Origin of the sequence: Neotabrizicola shimadae (assembly GCF_019623905.1) — a bacterium.
Lineage (GTDB): Bacteria > Pseudomonadota > Alphaproteobacteria > Rhodobacterales > Rhodobacteraceae > Neotabrizicola > Neotabrizicola shimadae.
Window position 1 is genome coordinate 1,801,981 of sequence record NZ_CP069370.1, and the last position, 21,844, is coordinate 1,823,824.

A 21,844-nucleotide genomic window follows, 5' to 3' on the forward strand; every position below is an offset into this window, starting at 1 on the left:
GGCTCACTCCGCCAGAACCCAGGTGTCCTTCACCCCGCCGCCCTGCGACGAGTTCACCACCAGGCTCCCTTCCTTCAACGCCACGCGGGTCAGCCCGCCCGGCACCAGTTCAATCCGCTCGCCCACCAGGCAATATGGCCGCAGGTCCACATGCCGTGGCGCCACACCCTCGGCCACGAAAGTGGGCGTGGTCGAAAGCGCCAGCGTCGGCTGCGCGATATAGTTGCCGGGGTCGTCCAGGATGCGGGCGCGGAACCGCTCCACTTCCTCCGAAGATGCCTTGGGCCCGACCAACATCCCGTACCCGCCTGAACCGTGCACTTCCTTCACCACCAGTTCCGGCAGATGCGCCAGCACATATTTCAGATCCTCGGCCTGCCCGCATTTCCACGTCGGCACATTGTTCAGGATCGGCTCTTCCCCCAGGTAGAACCGCACCATTTCAGGCACATAGGTATAGACCGCCTTGTCATCGGCCACCCCCGCACCGGGCGCCGAACAGATGCTCACCCCGCCCGAGCGGTACACATCCATCAGCCCCGGCACGCCCAGCATGGATTCGGGCCGGAAACACAAAGGGTCCAGGAAAGCGTCGTCGATCCGGCGATAGATCACGTCCACCCGCTTCGGGCCCTCGGTCGTCCGCATCCAGACGAACTCGCCCTCCACGAACAGATCCTGCCCCTCGACCAGTTCCACCCCCATCAGGTCGGCCAGGAAGGAATGTTCGTAATAGGCGCTGTTGAAATGCCCCGGCGTCAGGATCACCACGGTGGGCTCCCGGTCGCATTTCACCGGCGCCACGCTCGCCAGCGTGCGGCGCAGCAGTTCCGGATACTGGTCCACCGGCTCGATGCGGTTCTCGCGGAACAGTTCCGGGAACATCCGCATCATGATCTCGCGGTTTTCCAGCATGTAGCTCACGCCCGAAGGCGTGCGGCAATTGTCCTCCAGCACGAAGAACTCATCCGGCCCGGTCCGCACCAGGTCGATGCCGACGATGTGGGAATAGACGCCCTTCGGCGGCACGAAGCCCGACACCGCCTTCTCGTAAGCCTCGTTGCGATAAACCAGATGAGCCGGGATGCGCCCCGCCCGGACAATCTCGCCCCGGCCATAGACATCCACCAGGAAAGCGTTCAGCGCCCGCGCCCGCTGCTTGATGCCGCGCTCCAGCCGCGCCCATTCGGCGCCGGAAAACACGCGCGGAAACATGTCGAACGGGATCAGCCGATCCGGGTCGCCGCCCTCGCCATAGACGGCGAAGGTGATGCCGATCCGGCGGAACAAGGCCTCGGCCTCGGCCTGCTTCATCTGGCGCAACTCGGCCGGCATCGCCTGCACCCAGTCTCCCAGCCGGGCATAGGGCGAACGGATCGCCTCGCCCTCGTACATCTCGTTGAAATAGGTCGTCACCGGGCCTCTTCCCCTACAGGCGGGATGGCTCCAGTTAAGAGCCCGCCGCGCCGGATGGAAAGACCCCGGCCGGAAAACCCCGCTGCGACACGAAGTTCTGCCTAAATCTTGGGCATGACGCCCGGCATCGGCCCTTTCGCCCCCTTTCCCCCGGCCCGGCCCGCGCTAATCTCGCCCCATGGCCCCGCCGCTCCTCACCTTCACCGACCGCGGCATCTACTGCCCCGAAGGCGATTTCCACATCGACCCCTGGCGGCCGGTGGACCGCGCTCTTGTGACACACGGCCATTCCGACCATGCCCGCCCCGGCATGGGCGCCTATCTGGCCACCGAGGCCGCCCTGCCGGTGATCCGCCACCGCCTGGGCCGCATCCAGGCCGAGGGCATCGCCTGGGGTGAAGGCCGCCGGATCAACGGCGTCACCGTCAGTTTCCACCCTGCCGGCCATGTCCCCGGATCGGCGCAGATCCGGGTGGAACACCGGGGCGAGGTCTGGGTGGTCTCGGGCGATTTCAAGACCGAATCCGACGGCCTGGCCGAACCCTGGGAGCCGGTCGCCTGCCACACCTTCATCTCCGAATGTACCTTCGGCCTGCCCGTCTTCCGCTGGGAGCCGCAGGCCGACAGCATGGCCCGCATCGCCCGCTGGTGGCAGGCCAACGCCGCCGAAGGCCGGCTCTCGGTGTTGGGCGCCTATTCCTTCGGCAAGGCGCAACGGCTGATGGCGGGTCTGGCCGCCCTTGGCCCGCTCCCCGGCCCGATCCTGACCTACCCGGCGGTGGAAGAAATCACCGCGATCCTGCGCGCCCAGGGCTATGACCTGCCCCCCACCGCCCGCCTCACCCCAGACGCCCCGAGGACCGCCCTGGCCATCGTGCCCCCCGCCGCCCTCGGCTCTGCCGCGCTCGACCGGGCGGGCGATACCGAACAGGCCTTCGTCTCGGGCTGGATGGCGGTGCGCGGCATCCGCCGCCGCCGGGGGCTCGGCCTTGGCTTCACCCTCTCCGATCATGCCGACTGGCCCGGCCTCAATGCCGCCATCCGCGCCACCGGCGCCTCCCGCGTTTTCGTCACCCATGGCTATACCGCCCCTTTCCGCCGCTGGCTGGAGGAACAGGGCTATGACGCGGGCATTGTCGCCACCGGTTACGGCACCGAAGGCGAAGACGACCCATGACCCCCTTCGCCGCCCTCTTCGCCGCCCTCGATTCCACCACCTCAACCGCCGCCAAGACAACGGCGCTGGCCGAGTACTTCCAGTCCGCCCCCGAGCCCGACCGCGTCTGGACCGTGGCGCTGCTCTCCGGCCGCCGCCCGCGCCGCGCCGCCACCTCCACCGAACTGCGCCTCTGGGCCGGCGAGGCTGCGGGCCTGCCCCCCTGGCTGGTCGAGGAAAGCTACGCCCTGATCGGCGACCTGGCCGAGACCATCGCCCTGATCCTGCCAACCGCCCCGGCCCCCGGCCCTGCGCCGTCGCTCGCCGACACCCTCACGCTTCTTTCCCGCCTGCCCGGCCAGCCCACCGAAGCCCGCCGCGCGGCGATCCTCGCGGCCTGGACAACCCTCCCCCCGACCGAACGCTTCCTCTTCAACAAGCTCCTGACCGGCGGCTTCCGCATGGGCGTGGCCCAGGGCCTGATGACCCGCGCGCTGGCCCGCGCCTCCGGCCAGCCCGAGGCGCAGGTGGCCCAGGCCCTCATGGGCGACTGGGACCCCGCCACCACCCCCTTCGCCACCCTCACCGGCACCGCCCGAACCGCCGGCCCCGATGCCCGCCCCTATCCCTTCGCCCTCGCCTCACCGCTGGAAGACCCGCCCGAAACCCTCGGCGACCCCGCCGACTGGCAGGCTGAATGGAAATGGGACGGCATCCGCGCCCAGATCGTCGCCCGCCCTGGCGCCTTCGCCATCTGGTCGCGCGGCGAAGACCTCGTCACCGCCCGCTTCCCCGAACTCAGCCCTCTTGCCGACCACCTTCCCCCCGGCACGGTGATCGACGGCGAGCTTCTCGCCTGGGATGCCGCCACCCAGGCCCCCCTGCCCTTCGCCGCGCTGCAAACCCGGCTCGGCCGCAAGACCGTGCCGCGCCGCCTGCTGGCAGAGGCCCCCGTGCGCCTCATCGCCTATGACCTCCTGGAAACCGATGGCCAGGACCTGCGCTCCGCCCCTTTCGCCACCCGTCGCGCCGCGCTCGAGGCGCTGATCGCCCGTCTGCCGCTCCTGCCGCTGTCGGCCTCGCCCCTTCTGCCCATCCCCGACTGGACCGGCCTCGCGCTGACCCGCACCCAGGCGCGTGACGCCCGGGCCGAGGGCCTGATGCTGAAACGCGCCGCCTCGCCCTACCTGGGCGGGCGCAAGCGCGGCGATTGGTGGAAGTGGAAGCTCGACCCGTTCAGCGCCGACATGGTGATGCTCTATGCTCAGGCCGGACACGGACGCCGCGCCGGGCTCTACACCGACTACACCTTCGCCGTCCGCGATGGCGAGGCGCTGGTGCCCGTGGCCAAGGCCTATTCCGGCCTGACCGATGCCGAGTTCACCGAGATCACCCGTTGGGTCAACGCCCACACGCTGGAACGCTTCGGCCCGGTCCGCCGCGTGCCGCCCGACCTGGTGTTCGAGGTCGCCTTCGAAGGCATCCAGCCCAGCCCCCGCCACAAGGCCGGCCTCGCGCTGCGCTTTCCCCGGATGCTGCGCTGGCGCCGCGACAAGCCGGCGGCAGAGATCGACACGCTCGACAGCCTGCGCGCGCTGATGAACCAGACGAATCACCTGCGCGGACCGGGCAGCCCGGTGTAGCCTTGCGGCCATGCTGCGCACCCTTGCCCTTGCCCTGATGCTCCTGCTCGTCCCGCTTGCCGCGCGGGCCGAAAGGGTGGCGCTCGTCATCGGCAATTCCGGCTATATTCACGCCAACCCGCTGCCCAATGCCGCGCAGGATGCGCGCGACATGGCGACCCGGCTCACCGACATCGGCTTTTCCGTCTATTCCGGCGTGGACCTCACGCGCGCCGAAACCCTGTCGCTGGTGGCGGAATTCTCCCAGGCGCTCCAGCCTGAGGATCTGGCACTGTTCTTCTACGCCGGACACGGCGCGCAGGTGGGGGCCGAGAACTATGTCATCCCCATCGACGCCGCGCCCACCGACGAGGTCAGCCTGATCGACGCCTCGGTGAAACTGCAATCCATCCTGCGCACCATGGAACTGCGCTCCGACCAGCGCATCGTCATCCTCGACGCCTGCCGCAACAACCCCTTCGTGGAAAAGCTCGCCTCCCGCGATGTCTCGGGCGGCGTGGCGCGCGGGCTGGCCAAGGTCGAGGCCGGGGTGGGCAGCTTCATCGCCTTCTCCACCCAGCCCGGCAATGTGGCTCTGGACGGGTCCGGCAAGAACAGTCCCTTCACCACCGCACTGCTCGCCCATATCGGCGAGCCCGGCCTCGACATCCACGCCGTCATGCGCGCCGTCCGCGCCGATGTGGTGACCCAGACCAATCAAAGCCAGGTGCCCTGGGAAAACTCCTCCCTCGTCTCCGAGGTCTTCCTCGCCAGCGCCGCACCTCCGCCCGAACCCGTCTCCACCGCCCAGATCAGCCGCCCCGCCGTCGCCGCAACCCGCAACGTCGATTACCACTATGTCGGCGGCCTCGATCCCAACGGCGACGGCTTCCTCGCGCTGCGCTCGGGCACCACCTCCTCCGCCACCCGGCTCGCCAAGATGACCGAAGGCACGCTGCTCACCATCCTCGGCCAAAGCGGCGACTGGCTCAACGTCCGCCTCCAGGACGGCCGCGAAGGCTGGGCCCATTCCAACTGGATCTTCTGCTGCGTCACCGTGGAAGAGCCCGCCGCCCCGCCGCCGCCCGACCCCGCCATCCTGCAGGTGCTGGACGAAGGCGCCACCTGCGACCAGCTCTGGACCGCCCGCAACCTGATCTGGAAGGACTACGGCTACTGCTTCACCACCGACCGCGCCATCCGCGCCTTCGGCAACGAGGGCTGCCAGCAGGGCCTCGACCGCGCCGCCATCTCGCTTGCCCCCGAAGACGCGGCCGAGGTCGATCGCCTCTCGCGCCTCGAAAGCCGGCTCGGCTGCAACTGACGCCTGCGTGAGCCGCCCCGCCCGCGGTTCCCTTTCCCTCGTGGCTGTCCTACATCAGACCAAACGCCCCGGAGACACGCATGGCCCCCAGCTTCCCCCGCCCCGCCTTCGATTCCCGCATCGGCGGCAATTCCCTCGGCAACCTGCCGGAATGGGATCTGACCGACCTCTACGAAAGCCCCGACTGCGACGCCTTCGCGCGCGACATGGCCGATGTCGAAGCCTCCGGCGCCAGCTTCGAGCTGAGCTACAAGGGCAAGCTTGCAGACCTGGACGCTGTCGGCCTCCTGACCTGCATCCGCACCTACGAACACATCGAAACCACCGCCGGCCGCCTCATGTCCTACGCGGGCCTGCGCTATTACCAGAACACCATGGACAGCGAGCGCGCCAAGTTCATGGCCGACGCCCAGGACCGCATCACCACCGCCACCACGCCGATGGTGTTCTTCAGCCTCGAATTCAACCGCCTCGACGACGACCACCTCGCCCGGCTTTACGCGGAAAATGCCGGTCTCGCCCGCTACAAGCCGGTCTTCGACCGGATGCGCGCCATGCGCCCGCACCAGCTTTCGGACGAGATGGAAACCTACCTGCACGACGCCTCGGTGGTCGGCGCCTCTGCCTGGAACAAGCTCTTCGACGAAACCATCGCCGGCCTGATGTTCAAGGTCGAGGGCGAGGAGGACGAGCTCAACCTCGAATCCACGCTCAACCTGCTGACCGACACCGACCGCGCCAAACGCGAAGCCGCCGCCCGCGCCCTGGCCGAGGTTTTCGACCGCAACATCAAGCTCTTCGCCCGCGTCCACAACACGCTGGCCAAGGAAAAGGAAATCGACGACCGCTGGCGCAAGATGCCCTCGCCGCAATACGCGCGCCACCTGTCGAACCATGTCGAACCCGAGGTGGTCGAGGCGCTGCGCAATGCCGTCGTCGCCGCCTACCCCAAACTCAGCCACCGCTACTACCGGCTGAAGGCGAAATGGATGGGCCTCGACAAGCTCCAGGTCTGGGACCGCAACGCGCCCCTGCCCATCGAAACCCCGCGCCTTGTCAACTGGGATCAGGCCGAACAAACGGTGATGCAGGCCTATGCCGCCTTCGACCCCCGCATGGCCGAGATCGCCGCGCCCTTCTTCCGCCGGGGCTGGATCGACGCGGGCGTGAAGCCCGGCAAGGCGCCGGGCGCCTTCGCCCACCCCACCGTGACCACGGTGCATCCCTATGTGATGCTGAACTACCTGGGCAAGCCGCGCGACGTGATGACGCTGGCGCACGAGCTGGGCCACGGCGTCCACCAGGTGCTTGCCGCCGGCCAGGGCGAGCTTCTGTCGGCAACGCCCCTGACGCTGGCCGAGACCGCCAGCGTCTTCGGCGAGATGCTGACCTTCCGCAAGCTTCTGGACGAGGCCAGGACCCCGGCCGAGAGGAAGACCCTGCTCGCCGGCAAGGTCGAGGACATGATCAACACCGTCGTGCGCCAGATCGCCTTCTACGATTTCGAATGCAGGCTGCACGCGGCGCGGGCCGAGGGGGAACTGACCCCCGACGACATCAACGCGCTGTGGATGTCGGTGCAGGCGCAAAGCCTGGGCGATGCCTTCGACTTCATGGAGGGCTACGAAACCTTCTGGTGCTACATCCCGCATTTCGTCCACTCGCCCTTCTACGTCTATGCCTATGCCTTCGGCGACGGGCTGGTGAATGCGCTCTACGCGGCCTATGCGGCGGGCATGCCCGGCTTCGAGGACATGTATTTCGACATGCTGAAGGCCGGGGGCTCGAAACACCACCGGGAGCTTCTGGCCCCCTTCGGCCTGGACCTCGCCGATCCCGCCTTCTGGGACCGCGGGTTGAACATGATCGCCGCCTTCATCGACGAGCTGGAGGCGATGGAGGCGTAAGCCATCCCCGTAGGGTGCGCATTCATCGCGCACCGTACCCCGCCCCGGCGATAGCCGGGGCCTCGCCCAAAACGCGGACCGCCCGCGCGCCTTGGGCGCACGGGCGGCATCACAAGTCGTGCGCAGGTGCCGGGGCGCAGGCCCCGGACCGCCGTTACTTCACTTCTTCGATCTCGCCGATGCGCCAGCTCTTGTCGAAGAATGTCGGCAGCGGGCTGTAAAGCCGCAGGATGGTGAACCAGCCCTTCTTCGGGTCGGTCTGGATCCAGTTGCCCCGCGCCACATCCTTCGGCTGCTCGGGCGAGAACCAGATGGTCGTCGTGCCATCCTCCGCCGCCTCGGCTGCAGGCGAGGGATAGGCCTGGCTGCCCGCGCGCGGATACATCTGCGACGTCTGCAACATCGACCGGGTCTGGTTGTCATACAGCGTCAGCGACCAGAAGGCCTCGGCCGGAACCTTGGGCGGCAGCACCACCTTGTAGGTCTTGGACCCGTCAAACACGTTCCCGGTGCTGTCGGCAAAGCTCATCAGATACTGCGAGCCCACGCCCGGAATGCGCATGATCATGCCGGGTGAATCCAGCGTATAGCCGTAGTAGAAGGCCGTCCGGCTATCCAGCGTGCGCGCTCCGGTCGGCGGCAGCGGCTTGAACATGCCATCCTCGAACAGGGGCGGCGGCGTCTCGAAATTCGCGCCCCCTTCCCACAGCATCGTGCCCCACTGCGACCCGTCGTAATAGGCCCAGTCCGGGTGCTTCATCGCATAGCGCCAGTTCAGCGCCCGCCCCGTGGCATTGCCGAAGGCCGCCGCCTCGGTCAGGATCTTCTTCATCCGTTCGTCGGGATTGAACGGCTTGCCGTGCACGATCCCCACCGCCGCCAGTTCGCCCGCCAGTTCCACGTCATAGCTGGTGGCCGGCTGCATCTGGACGTTCTCGTTGATCATCTCCCAGAAGCCGAAATCGCTCGGCGGGATGGTGTTGAACTTCATGCCCGAGCCGTCGATGAACTTGGTCTCGGGGATCTTCGGCTCGCCCGCGATCTTCACCGTGCCTTCCAGCGCCTGCGCGATCGAGGTGCCAAAGGATCCCGGCTGATAGGGATAGACCTTCATCGTCTTCTTGATGGTCTCGACCGCCGGTTCAGGCTTGCCGTCCACCAGATAGGCCCGCGCGGCATAGAGCGCGATGTTGGTCTTGGCATGGGCGATGAAATAGCCGCCCTCGGGCAGCGGGCCGTCATAGCCGGGGCCCACGATCAGGTATTTCCCGCCCAGGCCACGGTCGGGCCCCGGCGCGCCGATATCGATCACCCAGGAAAACCACATGTCGTTGATCGTGCCCACCGCACCCGGCGGCTGTTCCACGACAATCGGGCCTTTGCTCAGGTCAAGGCCGGTCAGGTAGTACACGGTATCCGCATTCGCCGTCAGGAACAGCGAATTGGAATCCATGAACTTTTCAAAGATCACCACATCGCCCGGCGCGGCACCGATCCCTTCAAAGCCCTTCACGATGGCGAGCGCCGAGGCGCCGCGGAAGCTGTTGTTATAGGCAGACAGCGCCTGGGTGAAGTCCAGCATGTCATAGGTCTTCTGCGCCGTCTCGACCGTGGGCACACCATCGGTGAAATCCAGTTGGCCAAAGCCCGTCGCAATGCTGGCCGGCGCGCCGAGGGAGTCGAGAACCTCGGGGGCAACTTCGGCACGAGCGCCGCCCGCGGCAGCAAGCACAAGGCCCGCGATGGCAAGGGCGCTGAATGACGGTCGGCGGCCTTTGTGGTGAACGGTGTGCAGCAAGATGTGCTCCTGTGGTTTCTGGCGCGGCGCAGTCTAGCCGTGAGGGGCAGACGTGGAAATCGGCATCTGCGCCACAACTTCGCCCATAGCGCCAGACCATTTCCCCGGCCTCAAAGTCAGCCGCGCCGGAAAGCACCCCGCCTCGGCCTGGACACTCCCCGAATCCACGTCAACAAGCGCCAGCAACCAATTGAAATCATTTGTTTCAGCCAGGAATCCAGGCTCGAAGTCCCCTCAAGGCGCGATCGTCACCTCCTGCCGCAGCACGCCGGACAGCCGGTCATAGACCAGGATCCGCCCCTCGGTCGTCACCACGGCAAACCAGTCGGGCCCCACCGTCACCGCCTGGGCTTTCGCGCCCTCCGGCAGGTCAATGGCCTCGGGCAAGGGCAGCGCGTTGGCATCCGGCATCCGGGTGACAAGCAGCGCGACCACCGCTATGACGCCAAGGATCATCGTGACCATCAGCACGATCACCAGACCCTTGAGCCAGACCAGGCTGGCCGGCAGCGCTTGCGGAGCCTCGTCCATGTCCGACATCTCCCCCGAAACCGGCATCCTCGCCGTCACCATCGGCCTAGAGCCCCCCGACCGGCTTGACAAGGCGCTTGCCCGCGACGTCCCGCCCGAGGCGAGCCTCTCGCGTTCGCGCCTGATGCGGATGATCGCCGAGGGCGCCGTCACGCTGGACGGCCACCCCATCACCGACCCCAAGCACCGCCCGCAAGAGGGCGAGACCTACGCGCTCCGCCTCGACCCCGCCGCCGAGACGGACACGGCGGCCGAAGACATCCCCCTGACCGTAGTGTGGGAAGATGCCGACCTCATCGTCATCGACAAGCCCGCCGGGCTGGTCGTCCATCCCGCCCCTGGCTCGCCCTCCGGCACGCTGGTCAACGCGCTGCTCGCGCATTGCGGCGACAGCCTGTCCGGCATCGGCGGCGAAAGACGCCCCGGCATCGTCCACCGCATCGACAAGGACACCACCGGCCTGCTGGTCGTGGCCAAGTCCGACCGCGCCCACCACGGCCTTGCCGCCCAGTTCGAGGCGCACAGCGTGAACCGCCACTACCTCGCCCTGGTGCACGGCCAGCCCAACGCCGCCGACCCCCGCCTGCGCGGCATCAAGGGTGTCAGCTTCGAAGCCGGCGGCATCGTCAAGATCGCCACCGGCCTCGCCCGCCACAAGACCGACCGCCAGCGCCAGGCCGTCACCTGGGATGGCGGCCGCCATGCCATCACCCGCGCCCATGTCGTTGAATCCTTCGGCGGCGATGCGGTCAGTCTGATGGACTGCTGGCTGGAAACCGGCCGCACCCACCAGATCCGCGTCCACATGGCCCATGCCGGCCACGGCCTGATCGGCGACCAGACCTATGGCGGCCGCCGCAAGGTGCCCGCCCGCCTGCTCGGCCCCGCGGCAGACATGGCCAACGCCTTCCCGCGCCAGGCGCTCCACGCCGCCACCCTGGGCTTCACCCACCCCGTCACCGGCGAAGAACTGGAGTTCGCCTCGCCCCTGCCGCCCGACATGGCGGCGCTGGTGCAAGCGTTGCGGAAGGCCTAGATCGCCACCCGCTCGCCCAGTTCCACGATCCGGTCGCGCGGGATGTGGTAGTAATCCGAAGGATCGGCCGCCAGCCGCGACAAAAGCGCATAAAGCCGGTCCAGCGCCCGCCCGAATCCGGGTTGCCCCGCCGCCACCGCGCGCCGGCGCCCCAGGAAGAAGGTCGAGGTCATCACGTCGAACTTCAGCCCCGCCCGTCGCGCCGCACCCATCGCCCGGCTGACATTCGGCGTCTCCATGAAGCCAAAGCGCAGGATCACCTGACCGAAGCGGTCCGACAGCTTCTCATAACTCGCCCGCTCCTCAGGCTCGGCATAGGGCACACGCAGCGACTCCACCGTCAGGAACACCACCTGCTCGTGCAGCACCCGGTTGTGCTTCAGATTGTGCAACAGCGCGGTCGGCACCACCTCGGGGTCGGGCGACAGGAAGAAGGCCGTGCCCGGCACCACCTGCGCCGATGTCCGCGCCATCGACCGCACAAAGCTTGCCAGCGGCACGCTTTGCTTGTGGGCGCGCGCCAAGAGCACCTGCGTCCCGCGCCACCACGCCCACATGACCACCGCCATCACCGCGCCGATGGCCAGCGGCACATAGCCGCCATCCGCTACCTTCACCAGGTTCGAAGCCAGGAAAGCCAGTTCCAGCACCGCGATCGGCAGGGCCACCAGGATGGCACCAATCAGCGGCAGCCGGCCCGACTGCCAGACATACAGGATCACGAGGATCGTGGTGATCACCATGGTCCCGGTCACGGCAATGCCATAGGCCGAGGCCAGCGCCGAAGAAGACCCGAAGGCGATGACCAGCCACATAACCCCGAACAGAAGCCACCAGTTGATCGCGGGGATGTAGATCTGCCCGCTCTGGTCCTGCGCCGTGTGCCGGATCATCATGCGCGGCAGAAGGCCCAGTTGCATGGCACCCCGCGCCATCGAAAAGGCGCCCGAAATCACCGCCTGCGCGGCGATCACCGTGGCCGCCGTCGCCATGGCCACAAGGAAGGGCAAGGCGGATTTCGGCGCCATCTCGAAGAAGGGGTCGGCCACCGTTGCCGGATCGGCCAGCACCAGCGCGCCCTGGCCCAGGTAGTTCAGCACCAGCGCCGGAAAGACCAGCGCCAGCCAGGCCACGATGATCGGCGGCCGGCCGAAATGCCCCAGATCGGCATAAAGCGCCTCTGCCCCCGTCACCGCCAGGAAGACGGCACCCAGCACGGTGAAGGCCACGATCTCGTGGCTGACCAGAAACCGCAATCCATACAGCGGGTTGAAGGCCAAAAGCACCTCGGGATTCTCGCCGATGTGCCACAGCCCCAGCCCGGCCAGCACCAGGAACCAGACCAGAGTGATCGGCCCGAACAGCACGGCAATCCGCGCCGTGCCCCCGCGCTGCACCAGGAACAGCACCAGAAGGATGACAAGCGTCGCGGGCACGACAAAGCGGTCCAGCGAAGGCATCACCAGTTCCACACCCTCGACCGCCGACAGGACGGAAATCGCCGGCGTCAGGATCGCATCGCCGAAGAACAGCGCCGATCCCATCAGCGCCAGCGCCAGCACCGGGATCGACCGGCGCCCGATGGCCAGCCGCACCAGCGTGTACAGCGCCAGCACGCCGCCCTCTCCGCGGTTGTCGGCCCGCAGAAGGAAGATCACATACTTCACCGTCACGATCAGGATCAGCGTCCAGATCAGCAGGGAAAGCAGCCCCAGCACTTCGGCGCGATTCACGCCATCGGCATCCGTGACCGGCCGCAGCGCCTCGCGGAAGGCATAGATCGGGCTTGTGCCGATGTCGCCATAGACAACGCCGATGGCACCCAGCGTCAGGGCAGCAAAACCTTGCCGGGGGCCATGCTCGGGTGGCGGCTCGGCCTCCTGGCGCAGGTAATCGGCGATGTCCAGCTCGTCCTCGTCAAAGAGGCTTAGCTGTTTCGGGTCGGGAGAGGACCCCGAAGGCGTGATTTGATCTGTCATGGTGATGAGGGGGGGCAGGTGGGGCATGGCCCGTCCTGCGGTCAGAAGGCGACCCCTGGCAGAGGGCCCCGGATGCTCCAACACACGCCATCATTGCAGCGCACGATCATGTTACTCCGTCCATGCTGCACCTGCAAGATACCGCGCTGCGGCCCCGCAGGCGGTCTGGCGATCATCTCCGCCCTGCCCCGCGCAGGGTGAAGTCTGCGTGCCCGCCCTGCGCTCGCGCAGGGTGACGTCTGCGTGAAGGACGGGACTTTCCGCTTCCGTTGCGACGGAACGGGCTACATGCTTCGTTCAGCAAGACATGGGATGCCAGGGATGGCCAGCGGGCCGCGCGGGTCTTGAAACCCGCCAGGGGGGATCCTACGTCAGGGGGCTTCCGGGGGCCGCAGCCGGACCCGGATCAACAGGGGGCATTGAATGAGCACCTACGCAAACCTTCCCGCACCCAGCCCGGAACAGGGGCTGAACCGGTACATGCAGGAAATCCGCAAGTTCCCGCTGCTGGAACCGGAAGAAGAATACATGCTGGCCAAGCGTTGGGCCGACCATCAGGACGCGCAGGCCGCGCACAAGCTGGTCACCTCGCACCTGCGCCTCGCGGCCAAGATCGCGATGGGCTATCGCGGCTATGGCCTGCCGCAGGCCGAAGTCATCTCCGAGGCCAACGTGGGCCTGATGCAGGCGGTCAAGCGTTTCGATCCCGAAAAGGGTTTCCGCCTCGCGACCTATGCCATGTGGTGGATCCGCGCCTCGATCCAGGAATACATCCTGCGGTCGTGGAGCCTGGTGAAGCTCGGCACCACCTCGGCGCAGAAGAAGCTGTTCTTCAACCTGCGCAAGGCCAAGGCCAAGGTCGGCGCCCTGGAAGAGGGCGACCTGCGCCCGGAAAACGTCGCGCAGATCGCCAAGGACCTCTCAGTCTCGGAAGACGAAGTCATCGACATGAACCGCCGCCTCGCGGGCTCGGATGCCTCGCTGAACGCGACGGTGGGGTCCGATGGCGACGGCTCGACCCAGTGGCAGGACTGGCTGGAGGATGAAGACAGCAACCAGGCCGAAGCCTATGCCGAACGCGACGAACTGGATGCCCGGCGCGAGCTTCTGGCCCAGGCCATGTCGGTGCTGAACGACCGCGAGAAGGATATTCTGGTGCAGCGCCGCCTGTCGGAAGATCCGGTGACGCTGGAAGACCTGTCGGAAAGCTACGGCGTCAGCCGCGAACGCATCCGCCAGATCGAGGTCCGCGCCTTCGAGAAGCTGCAACAGAAGATGCGCGAGCTTGCGCGCGGCAAGGGCATGGCGGTGCCGGCCTGAGGCTGGCCTGAGGCTGGCGCGGACGCCCCTCCCCGGAGCCTTTGAAGGCTCCGGGCAGACCTGTTCGAAGAATCCTGCCTGGTCCGAAGCCCGGACAAATCTTAAGTCCAAGTTAAGACGGCTCCGCAACTCATTGATATTGCTTGACCCGCATGGGCGTCCGAGCTCGGACGCCGCGGGGTCGTTGCCCCGGCCCGCCCAAACGGATAGGTAGGTCCCACACCACGGAGACCCCCATGCCCCGATCCGACACCCCCGGCGTTTCGATGCTCGGCACCTTCCTCAAGCCCATGCACCCCGAGGGCCGCAAGTTCGTCGGCCTGGCCGCCGCCCTGACCCTGGTCCTGTTCCTGCTCTGGGAACCCCTGGGCTGGATCGGCACCGGCCTCACGGTCTGGGTCTACTACTTCTTCCGCGACCCCCGCCGCTCGGTCCCCGCCGGCGAGGGCCTGATCGTCTCCCCCGCCGACGGCGTGGTCTCCCTCATCGAACCCGCCGTGCCCCCGGCCGAGCTCGGCCTCGGCCCCCAGCCCCTCACCCGGGTCTCGGTCTTCATGTCGGTCTTCAACTGCCACGTGAACCGCGCCCCCATCGCCGGCACCGTGTCGAAGGTCGCCTATCGCCCCGGCAAGTTCCTCAACGCCTCGCTCGACAAGGCGAGCGAGGACAACGAAAGGAACGGCCTCGTCCTCGATCTCCCCGACGGCCGCAAGCTCGCCGTCGTCCAGATCGCCGGCCTCGTTGCCCGCCGCATCCTGTGCTTCGTCACTGAAGGCCAGGGCCTGCGCACCGGCGAACGCTTCGGCCTGATCCGCTTCGGCTCCCGCCTCGATGTCTACCTGCCCGAGGGCGTGGAACCGCAGGTCGCCCTCGGCCAGACCATGATCGCCGGCGAGACGGTGATCGCGGTCCTGGGAACCACCCTGCCGCGCCGCTTTGCCCGGGTGGAGTGATCCATGGACGACCCTGCCCCAAAGCGCCCGCGCGAGCTCCTCCTCCTCAAGCTCCTGCCCAACATGGTCTCGATCCTCGGCCTCTGTGCCGGCCTGACCGCGGTCCGCTTCGCCCTGATCGGCTGGTTCGAACTGGCCATCCTTCTGATCGGCACCGCGGCGGTCTTCGACGGGCTGGACGGCCGCCTGGCGCGGATGCTGAAATCCGAAAGCGCCATGGGCGCCGAGATCGACTCCCTGGGCGATTTCGTGAACTTCGGGGTCGTGCCGGGGCTGGTGCTATATCTCTGGGGCCTGCGGACGGAAACAAGCCTCGGCTGGATCGCCGTTCTGGTCTACATCGTCTGCTGCATGCTGCGCCTGGCCCGCTTCAACGTCGGCATCAAGCGCGCCGACGACGCGGCCGAGAAGACCACCTTCATCGGTGTGCCCTCCCCGGCAGGCGCCATGCTGGTGCTTTCGCCCATGTACCTGACCTTCATGCTGGACCGCCAGTTCACCCTGCCGCCGGCCGCCATCGCGCTCTGGATGGTCGCCATCGGGGCGCTGATGATCAGCAAGATCCGGACGCCATCGCTGAAGCGGGTGAAGGTCGATGCCGACTATGCCCGCTTTGTCCTGGTGGGGGGCGTGGCGCTTGTCGCCGCCATGCTGACCTATCCCTGGGTGACCCTGCTTTCGCTGGCGATGCTCTACCTGGGCGGAATTCTCTGGATCTGGTGGCAGGGCGCGTTGAAGCGTTGAGCGAATTCCTTGTATTCAGTCGGCACGGCGCCTAGCCTGCCCATATCCTTTGGGGAGAGGACGAAATGAATCCTGTTCGTTGGGGCGTTCTGGGTGCCGCGAATTTCGCGAAGAACCACATGGCGCCCGCCATTCACATGGCAGAGGGAGCCGAATTGACGGCGCTTGCCACATCCGATCCGGCCAAGGCCGAGGGGTTCCTCGCCTTCTGCCCGAGCTTGCGGCTTCATTCCAGCTATGACGCCCTGCTGGCCGATCCCGAGATCGACGCCGTTTACATTCCGCTGCCCAATACCCTGCATGTCGAGTGGACGCTGAAGGCGCTGGAGGCCGGCAAGCATGTCCTGACCGAGAAGCCCATCGCGATGCGGGCCGAGGAAATCGACCAGATCATCGCGGCGCGGGATCGCACGGGTCTTCTGGCGGCCGAGGCCTACATGATCGTCCACCACCCCCAGTGGCAGCGGGCGCGTGAGTGGCTTCAGGCGGGCGAAATCGGCACGCTGCGGCATGTGGATGCGGCCTTCAGCTTCAATCTGGAGGACCTGTCCAACATCCGCAACCGGCCCGATGTGGGCGGCGGGTCCCTGCGGGATATCGGCGTCTATACCTTCGGCTCGGCCCGCTTCGTGACCGGGGCAGAGCCGGTGGACATCTCGGCCCGCATCCACCGCGAGAACGGGGTGGATGTGTTCGCCCAGGTGGCCGCGGTGATGGAGGGGCCGACGGGAAGGTTCACCTATGGCTCCATGACCTCGATGCGGATGTATCCCCGGCAGGTTGTGACATTCCAGGGCGACAAGGGAATGATCCGGGTCGAGGGCGGGCCGTTCAATGCCAATGTGAACGACCTGGCCGAGGTGGAACTGCACCACCACCATTTCCGGACCGTGACCGACCGCTTCCCTGCCGCCAATCACTACAAGCTGCAGGTCGAGGCCTTCTGCCGGTCGGTCCGCGAAGGGGCTCCCTGGCCCTGCCCGCTGGAATTTGTGCGCGGCACGCAGGCGATGATGGACCGGGTCTACGACGTGGCGGTCGAGATCTGAACCGGCGACAGCCCCGCCTGGGTACTCGCAATAGCCAACCGGCCCGCCGTCGGGCCGGCCAGCACACGTGGCGCGCCCTGCCCCATCAAACCGGGCCTGCCTTGCCCCCGGGGCGGGAAAGGCCGGGCTCGGCGAAAGACGCATATCCCACCCCCGCGCATAAGGGAAAGGCCGGGCACAATGGCCCGGCCCCCCGTCGCGTTGGGCGCGAAATCAGTTCGTCATCAGGTAATAGCTGTTCCGCACCGAGCCGGTGTTCTGCACGGTGACGTAGAAATACCCGTTCCAGGCCGGGGTGAAATCGCAGTAGACCTTGTCCGACCAGCTGACATCGTAGCAGATCGTGTTGCCGTTCTCGTCGGTGACCAGCACGTCGAGGTTCGAATCGCCGTCACCCAGCACACCGATTTCGGCATAGCTTTCGCCATAGAACGGGATCTCCCACACGTCGGTCATGCCGGCGGGCAGGCGCGACAGGGTGGAAGAGGCCCCGCCGATCCGTCCGCGCGAGCCTTCGGCTTCGGCATCCTCGACCAGGCCCACCAGGGTTTCATCCTCGCCGGCCAGTTCCTTGGCCTTGGCCAGCATGGCGGCGGCATCCACCGGCGCCTCGGCACCGCCCTCGGCATCCTCGGCGGGTGCATCGCCCTTGGTTTCCTTCTTGCGGTCGGTGTCCTTCAATTCGACCCCCGCCGCCAGCTTGGCCGCGGTCAGCACCGTCAGTGCATCGGCATTGGCCACGCCCACGGCGTAAAGCTGCTGCGCCAGTTCCATCTGCGACACTGCGCCCGGCGTGCCCGAGGCGCCAACCATGACGTTCTGCTTCTTGTCCTCGGCCAGGGCCGGCAGGGCAACAGACAGGCAAAGGGCTGCGACGGAAACGGTTTTCAGCATAAGACGTCCTCCACTTTGAGCCGGAACCTTGCCGGCTGACACTCCGAAATCTGGCAGCGCAATTGCCCTTTGGGAAGCCTGCTTGTCGTGACAAATGCCGTCACGCGCGCCCCTTTTCGGCGCGGTCGTTCCGCGCTACGCCAAGGGCATGGCCCAGATCCCCTCTCCCCGCGACATCCTGCAATCCCTGATTGCGTTCGACAACGTTTCCTCGCGCCCGAACCGGGCCCTGATCGACTGGGTGCAAGACTTGCTCGCCAGCCACGGCATCGCCAGCACGCTGGTGCCCACCGAGGATGGGGGCAAGGCGAACCTCTATGCCACCATCGGCCCCGCCGACCGTGGCGGCGTCATGCTGTCGGGCCATACCGATGTGGTGCCGGTCGAAGGCCAGGCCTGGACCCACCCACCCTTTCGGCTGACCGAGGCCGGGGGGCGGCTTTACGGGCGCGGCACCGCCGACATGAAGGGCTTTGTCGCCTGCGCCCTGTCCGCCGCGCTAAAGGCGGCGGGGCGTCCTCTGGCGACGCCGCTGCATCTGGCCTTCTCCTATGACGAAGAAATCGGCTGCATGGGCGTGCGCTCGCTGATCGACCTCTTGGAAGGCGCGCCCGTGAAGCCCGCCTTCTGCATCGTGGGCGAGCCCACGGACATGGCCGTCGCCACCGGCCACAAGGGCAAGGTTGCGCTGCGCGCAACCTGCACCGGGCGCGAGGGCCATTCGGCCCTGGCGCCCCTGGCGCTGAACGCCCTGCACCTGGCTGCCGACTGCATCGGCGCGATCCGGGCGCTGCAGGCCGAGATCGCGGCGACCGGCAGGCGGGATGGCGATTACGACGTGCCCTACACCACCGTCCATGCCGGCAAGATGCAGGGCGGCGTGCAGGTCAACATCGTGCCGAACCACGCCACCATCGACTTCGAAATCCGCTCGCTGGCCGAAGACGACCCCGAAGCGATCATCGCCCGCCTGCGCGCCGCCTGCGCGGCGATCCTCGCGCCCCTGAAGGCCGATTTCCCCGAAGCCGACATCCGCATCGAACGGCTGTGGGATTACCCCGGCCTCGGCACCGCGCCGGACGCCTGGATCACCCGCTTCGTGCAGGGCCTGACCGGGGCGAACGGCACGATCAAGGTGGCCTTCGGCACCGAGGGCGGGCTGTTTGACCGCGGGCTGGCCATCCCCACGGTGATCTGCGGGCCGGGCAGCATGAACCAGGGCCACAAGCCCGACGAATATGTCACCGTGGAACAACTGGCGCGCTGCGAGGCGATGCTGGACCGGTTGACCGACCGGCTGGAAGCGGGGCTCTGATGGCGATCACGCTCTGGCGCCTTTCCGACCTGGCGGCCCACGGCTTCGACGACATCATCGACGTGCGCGCGCCCTCCGAATATGCCGAGGACCGGCTGCCCGGCGCGATCAGCCTGCCGGTCCTCAGCGACGAGGAACGCGCCCGCGTCGGCACGATATACACCCAGCAAAGCCCCTTCCTGGCGCGCAAGATTGGCGCCGCGCTGGTGGCGCGCAATGCGGCGGCGCATATCGAGGGGCCCCTCGCCGACAAGCCCGGCGGCTGGCGCCCCCTGGTCTATTGCTGGCGCGGCGGGCAGCGGTCGGGCAGCTTTGCGCTGATCCTGTCCCAGATCGGCTGGCGGGTGGAAACCCTGGCCGGCGGCTACAAGACCTGGCGCGGGCTGGTCGTCAGCACCCTTTACGAAGACCCTTTCCCCTGCCCCGTCATCGTGCTGGATGGCAACACCGGCACCGCCAAGACCGAGATCCTGAACCTGCTGCCCGGCCTCGGCGTTCAGGTGCTGGATCTGGAAGGGCTGGCGCGGCACCGCGGCTCGCTGTTCGGCGCGGTGGAGGGTGGCCAGCCTGCACAGCGCGGGTTCGAAACCGCGCTGGCGGTTGCGATCTCGCGCCTCGATCCGCGCCGCCCGGTGGTGGTGGAGGCGGAATCGTCAAAGGTGGGCAATCTGCGCCTGCCGCCGCAGCTGTGGTCGGCGATGACCGCCGCGCCGCGCATCGTGCTGTCGGCACCGCTGGAGGAACGCGCGGCCTATCTCGCCCGGGCCTATGCCGATGTCATCGCCGACCGCGCGCGTCTTTGCGCCGTGATCGAACAGCTTCGCACCGTCCAGCCGCGCGACATCATCGCCGATTGGCTGGCCATGGCCGAAACAGGGGCCTTCCTGCCGCTCGCCGAGGGGCTGATGGCCCGCCACTACGACCCGCGCTATGCCCGCCACCGCGCCCGGATGCCCGCGCCCGCGGCGCGGATCGAGGCCGCCTCTCTGGCCCCTGCCGCCCTGCCCGGCGTTGCCGCCGAAGTGGCGATGGCCGTGGCGCGGCTGGTTGGCTGATGGGCGGGTCAGGCCGCCTGCTGCAGGCCCCTCTCCGGCGCCTTCGGGAAGGGGCGGAAGGTCATGGCGATGCCAAAGGCACCAAGGCCAAGCGCCATGCAGGTCAGGTACATCGCGCCATAGCCTCCGGTCGCATCGAAGATCCAGCCGCCCAAGACCGGCCCGGTGGCCATGCCAAGCCCCCCTGCCAGCCCCGTGCCGCCCATGATCGTGCCCATCATCTTCTGCGGAAAATTCTCGCGGATCAGCACAGCATACAGCGGCATGATCCCGGCATAGATGAAGCCGAAGACGGCGGCGACGGCGTAAAAGCTCATCAACCCGCCGGCCAGCGCATAGGCCCCCGCGCCAAGCGCCTGGGCGAAAAGCCCCGCCACAAGCACGCGCTTGGCGCCGAAACGGTCGCCCATCACGCCAAACCCGACCCGGCCGAACATCCCGGCGATGCCCTCGACGGAGTAGATCGACACGGCGGCCATCGCGGTCAGGCCGCACAGCTCGGCATAGCTCACCGTGTGGAAGATCGGCCCGGAATGCGTGGCGCAGCAGAAGAAATTGGTGGCAACCAGGATCAGGAAGGGCGCCGACCTCACCGCCTCGCGCACCGACATGGATTCCGAAGGCACATCGCTGCCGGGGGCCGGTGCGGGCTCCGCCGGCGGGCGGCGCAGCAACAGCGCGGTCGGGACGGTCAGCAACGCCACGATCACCGACAGGATGGTCAGCACCCCGCGCCAGTCATGGGTTTCGGCGAGCCGCGCGGCCAGCGGAGACATGGTGACGGGGGCCAGCCCCATCCCGGCAGACACCAGCGATACGGCAAGACCGCGCTGCGTGGTGAACCAGCCGGTCACAGTGGCCATCATCGGCGCGAAGAAGGCCGACACAGTGGCGCCCAGCATTACCCCGAAAGCCAGCTGGAACAGGATCAGCGAGGGCGCCTGCGCAGCGAGCCACAGGCTTGCCGCATAAAGCGCGGCCCCTGCCATCACCACGGGCCGCGCGCCATATCGGTCCGACAGGGCGCCCCAGACCATCGAGGAAAAGGCCATCGCAAGGAAGGCCACAGTCATCGCCGCCGAAATGCCGGTGCGCGACCAGCCGGTATCCTCGGCCATGCCGTTCAAGAGCACGGGCAGCGAGAACATCGCCCCCATCGCAACGCAGCCCATCAGGCCGCCCGCCGCGACGACCACCCAGCGATAGCCCTGGTCTGCCATGATCCCTCCTGCGGCACGCGGCCGCAGCCCCGCGCCTTGTTCCCCCGACTCTATTTTGATATCAACATAAAATGAGCGAGACAAGCCTCCCCCTCTCGGCCATCCACGAGGTGCGCGACACCTGCCTTTGCCTTGCCACGCAGCGCGCGGCGCGGCGGCTGGCACGGCGTTTCGACAAGCTCTTCGCGCCGCTCGGGCTGACCAACGGGCAGTTCTCGCTGATGATGGCGCTGTCGGGCCAATGGAAGCCCCGACTGGGAGAGCTCGCCGACTTCCTGGCGATGGACCATGCCACCATGACCGCCGCCGTCCGTACGCTGGACCGGCGCGGGCTGGTCACCCTGTCGCCTGACGAAACCGACGCCCGCGTCCGCCGCCCTGCACTTACGCCGGAAGGCCGGTCGCTCCTGGTGCAGGCGCTGCCCCTGTGGCGCGAGGAACATGGGCGCCTTGCGGCCGAACTGCCCGAGGGCGTGGCCGCACGCCTTGCCCTTCAGTTGCGCGACATCTAGGACGCGCCGCCGC

The 21,844-nt window shown here is 67.5% G+C and carries 18 protein-coding genes; 12 read left to right on the forward strand and 6 right to left on the reverse strand.

All coding sequences use genetic code 11. From position 1 onward, the window contains the following. Window positions 1-3: 3 nt before the first annotated feature. Window positions 4-1,395 (reverse strand): circularly permuted type 2 ATP-grasp protein, encoded by a 1,392-nt coding sequence (locus JO391_RS08650; protein WP_220664498.1) that lies wholly within the window; start codon window positions 1,393-1,395, stop codon window positions 4-6. Window positions 1,396-1,594: 199 nt separating this feature from the next. Between JO391_RS08650 and JO391_RS08655 the strand changes: the two genes are divergently transcribed. The 4 genes from JO391_RS08655 (at window position 1,595) to JO391_RS08670 (ending at window position 7,425) form a co-directional block, all read left to right on the forward strand. Continuing rightward, complete coding sequence (locus JO391_RS08655; protein ID WP_220664132.1) at window positions 1,595-2,593, forward strand: ligase-associated DNA damage response exonuclease; 999 nt, start codon at window positions 1,595-1,597, stop codon at window positions 2,591-2,593. Further along, window positions 2,590-4,215 (forward strand): ATP-dependent DNA ligase, encoded by a 1,626-nt coding sequence (locus JO391_RS08660; RefSeq protein WP_220664133.1) that lies wholly within the window; start codon window positions 2,590-2,592, stop codon window positions 4,213-4,215. The genes JO391_RS08655 and JO391_RS08660 overlap by 4 nt, the downstream gene beginning before the upstream one ends. 10 nt (window positions 4,216-4,225) lie before the next feature. After that, a complete protein-coding gene (locus JO391_RS08665) occupies window positions 4,226-5,518 on the forward strand; it encodes a caspase family protein (RefSeq protein ID WP_220664135.1) in 1,293 nt (430 codons plus the stop codon). A gap of 80 nt (window positions 5,519-5,598) precedes the next feature. Next, on the forward strand, window positions 5,599-7,425 hold the full coding sequence (locus JO391_RS08670) for a M3 family oligoendopeptidase (protein WP_220664137.1): 1,827 nt from the start codon (window positions 5,599-5,601) through the stop codon (window positions 7,423-7,425). 154 nt (window positions 7,426-7,579) lie between these two features. On the opposite strand, the gene JO391_RS08675 is transcribed toward JO391_RS08670, so the two are convergent. Together JO391_RS08675 and JO391_RS08680 are read right to left on the reverse strand one after the other, a co-directional pair. After that, window positions 7,580-9,223 (reverse strand): DUF1254 domain-containing protein, encoded by a 1,644-nt coding sequence (locus JO391_RS08675; protein WP_220664139.1) that lies wholly within the window; start codon window positions 9,221-9,223, stop codon window positions 7,580-7,582. Between the two features lie 234 nt (window positions 9,224-9,457). Further along, on the reverse strand, window positions 9,458-9,754 hold the full coding sequence (locus tag JO391_RS08680; RefSeq protein ID WP_220664141.1) for a DUF6476 family protein: 297 nt from the start codon (window positions 9,752-9,754) through the stop codon (window positions 9,458-9,460). Here JO391_RS08680 and JO391_RS08685 point away from each other — a divergent pair. Continuing rightward, complete coding sequence (locus JO391_RS08685; RefSeq protein WP_220664142.1) at window positions 9,753-10,790, forward strand: RluA family pseudouridine synthase; 1,038 nt, start codon at window positions 9,753-9,755, stop codon at window positions 10,788-10,790. The genes JO391_RS08680 and JO391_RS08685 overlap by 2 nt on opposite strands. On the opposite strand, the gene JO391_RS08690 is transcribed toward JO391_RS08685, so the two are convergent. Further along, window positions 10,787-12,796 carry a potassium transporter Kup gene (locus JO391_RS08690; protein ID WP_259444864.1) on the reverse strand — a complete coding sequence of 670 codons (2,010 nt, stop codon included), beginning with the start codon at window positions 12,794-12,796 and terminating at the stop codon, window positions 10,787-10,789. The two genes, JO391_RS08685 and JO391_RS08690, sit on opposite strands and share 4 nt — an antisense overlap. 396 nt (window positions 12,797-13,192) lie before the next feature. Here JO391_RS08690 and rpoH point away from each other — a divergent pair, with 396 nt between their 5' ends. The 4 genes from rpoH to JO391_RS08710 all read left to right on the forward strand — a co-directional run bounded on the left by rpoH (window position 13,193) and on the right by JO391_RS08710 (window position 16,835). After that, entirely contained in the window at window positions 13,193-14,089 is an 897-nt protein-coding gene (gene rpoH / locus JO391_RS08695) for an RNA polymerase sigma factor RpoH (protein WP_220664144.1), read from the forward strand. 236 nt (window positions 14,090-14,325) lie between these two features. After that, complete coding sequence (locus tag JO391_RS08700; protein ID WP_220664146.1) at window positions 14,326-15,042, forward strand: phosphatidylserine decarboxylase; 717 nt, start codon at window positions 14,326-14,328, stop codon at window positions 15,040-15,042. A gap of 3 nt (window positions 15,043-15,045) precedes the next feature. Beyond that, window positions 15,046-15,786, forward strand: coding sequence for a CDP-diacylglycerol--serine O-phosphatidyltransferase (pssA, locus tag JO391_RS08705; RefSeq protein ID WP_220664148.1), 741 nt, complete (start codon window positions 15,046-15,048; stop codon window positions 15,784-15,786). A gap of 65 nt (window positions 15,787-15,851) precedes the next feature. Then, on the forward strand, window positions 15,852-16,835 hold the full coding sequence (locus JO391_RS08710; RefSeq protein ID WP_220664150.1) for a Gfo/Idh/MocA family protein: 984 nt from the start codon (window positions 15,852-15,854) through the stop codon (window positions 16,833-16,835). A 213-nt stretch (window positions 16,836-17,048) separates the two neighbouring features. Here JO391_RS08710 and JO391_RS08715 read toward each other — a convergent pair whose 3' ends face one another. Then, window positions 17,049-17,729: a hypothetical protein gene (locus JO391_RS08715; protein WP_220664151.1), complete on the reverse strand. Its 681-nt coding sequence runs from the start codon at window positions 17,727-17,729 to the stop codon at window positions 17,049-17,051. Window positions 17,730-17,877: 148 nt separating this feature from the next. Here JO391_RS08715 and argE point away from each other — a divergent pair, with 148 nt between their 5' ends. Together argE and mnmH are read left to right on the forward strand one after the other, a co-directional pair. After that, window positions 17,878-19,044 carry an acetylornithine deacetylase gene (argE, locus tag JO391_RS08720; RefSeq protein WP_220664152.1) on the forward strand — a complete coding sequence of 389 codons (1,167 nt, stop codon included), beginning with the start codon at window positions 17,878-17,880 and terminating at the stop codon, window positions 19,042-19,044. Further along, complete coding sequence (gene mnmH / locus JO391_RS08725; protein ID WP_220664153.1) at window positions 19,044-20,099, forward strand: tRNA 2-selenouridine(34) synthase MnmH; 1,056 nt, start codon at window positions 19,044-19,046, stop codon at window positions 20,097-20,099. The genes argE and mnmH overlap by 1 nt, the downstream gene beginning before the upstream one ends. Before the next feature lie 8 nt (window positions 20,100-20,107). Here the strand turns inward: mnmH and JO391_RS08730 are convergent, their stop codons facing one another. Beyond that, on the reverse strand, window positions 20,108-21,319 hold the full coding sequence (locus JO391_RS08730; protein WP_220664154.1) for an MFS transporter: 1,212 nt from the start codon (window positions 21,317-21,319) through the stop codon (window positions 20,108-20,110). A gap of 71 nt (window positions 21,320-21,390) precedes the next feature. On the opposite strand from JO391_RS08730, the gene JO391_RS08735 reads away from it, so the two are divergent. After that, window positions 21,391-21,831, forward strand: coding sequence for a MarR family winged helix-turn-helix transcriptional regulator (locus JO391_RS08735; RefSeq protein WP_220664155.1), 441 nt, complete (start codon window positions 21,391-21,393; stop codon window positions 21,829-21,831). Window positions 21,832-21,844 lie beyond the last annotated feature (13 nt).